This window comes from Rufibacter sediminis (assembly GCF_014269285.1).
Lineage (GTDB): Bacteria > Bacteroidota > Bacteroidia > Cytophagales > Hymenobacteraceae > Nibribacter > Nibribacter sediminis.
Genome location: NZ_JACOAF010000062.1, coordinates 1 through 1213 on the forward strand (window position 1 = coordinate 1; position 1213 = coordinate 1213).

The following is a 1213-nucleotide window of genomic DNA, read 5'->3' on the forward strand; positions in this document are numbered from 1 at the left end:
ACCCACTTAACTCTGCAGGCACACGTAGGGCATGTTCCGCTCGATGACGGCGAACATGCGGCTGACGATCTTGTTCTTGATGGCGTTCAGCACGGCCATGGGGTGCTTGCCCTCGGCGGTCTTCCTCTCGTAGTAGCTGCGGTACTCGTTGCCGGCCTTGATGCTGGTCAGCGCGCCCATGGTCAAGAGGGCCTTTATCTTCTTGTTGGCGATCTTGGACACCTTGGTCCTTCCTTTCACGCTGGTGCCTGAGCTGTACCTGAAGGGCGCAAGGCCGGCGTAGCAGGAGAACTTGCGCCAGCAGGGGAAGCGGGTGAAGCCCCTGGTGAGCACGAGCATCTGGTTGGCCGTCTGCTCGCCCACGCCCGGCACCGAGCACAGGAGTTCCTTCTGCTCCCTGAGCTCCCTCTGGGCGGCTATCCGGCGGTTGATCTCCGCCTGCACCTCCCGAAGCTTCCTGTCCAGGAGCGCCACCATCTCTTTCTCCACCTTCAGCAGGAACCTCATGTCCAGGCAGCCCTCCAGCACCCTCATCTCCTTGATGCGGGTCTTGTGGGCCGATTTCTCCTTCAGCAGCCGCTCCCGCTGGGAGGAGAGCTGCTGGAGCTCCAGCAGCAGGTCGGGGGCCGCATGGCCAAATTTCAGCTCGTCCAGGTTCCTTTTGAGGTAGCGGGCGATCATCAATGAGTCGGCCTGGTCGTCCTTGCCCCGGACGATGCCCATGGAGCGCCGGATGCGGTAGGCGTTCTCCGAGACGAACCTGAGCCCCTTCTCGGAGAGGAACCTGCCCAGCCCGACGGAGTAGACGCCCGTGTCCTCGAAGCCGAAGACCAGGCCGTGGCCTTCCTTGGCGTTAAGCTTGCCGACCCACTTCAGTAGCTGGTTGAATCCTGCCTTGCTGTTTTTGAACTGGCGGTGGAAGTGCTCATTGCTTGGGAAAAGGGCGGTGGCGTCCAGCACCAGCTTGCTGACGTCGATGCCGATGAAAAGGTTTTTTTCCATATCTTTCTCCTAGGTTTAAAAGAAGGTCGGGCGACTCTCACCTTTAGCAGGCATGCAGGCCTAGTGTTCTATCTTGTCAGGGACCGACCGGAAGAAATGGGGAGAGGACTAACACAATGTAGGGGCATGAAAACCTATATAAACGTTTAGTTCTCCTCTCCCATTTCAAATATAGGAAATTGCACTCTCGCAGATGGGCAAATATAAAGGT

Annotated in this window: 1 protein-coding gene; it reads right to left on the reverse strand. The window is 58.3% G+C overall.

Translation table 11 applies throughout. From position 1 onward, the window contains the following. Nucleotides 1-6 precede the first annotated feature (6 nt). Entirely contained in the window at nucleotides 7-1002 is a 996-nt protein-coding gene (locus H7U12_RS22365) for an IS110 family RNA-guided transposase (RefSeq protein WP_186642152.1), read from the reverse strand. Nucleotides 1003-1213: the final 211 nt, after the last annotated feature.

What these genes read in the sequence shown, in the direction of transcription:
- H7U12_RS22365 (WP_186642152.1), bottom strand. Translation starts at nt 1,002, where the DNA reads ATGGAAAAAAACCTTTTCATCGGCATCGACGTCAGCAAGCTGGTGCTG.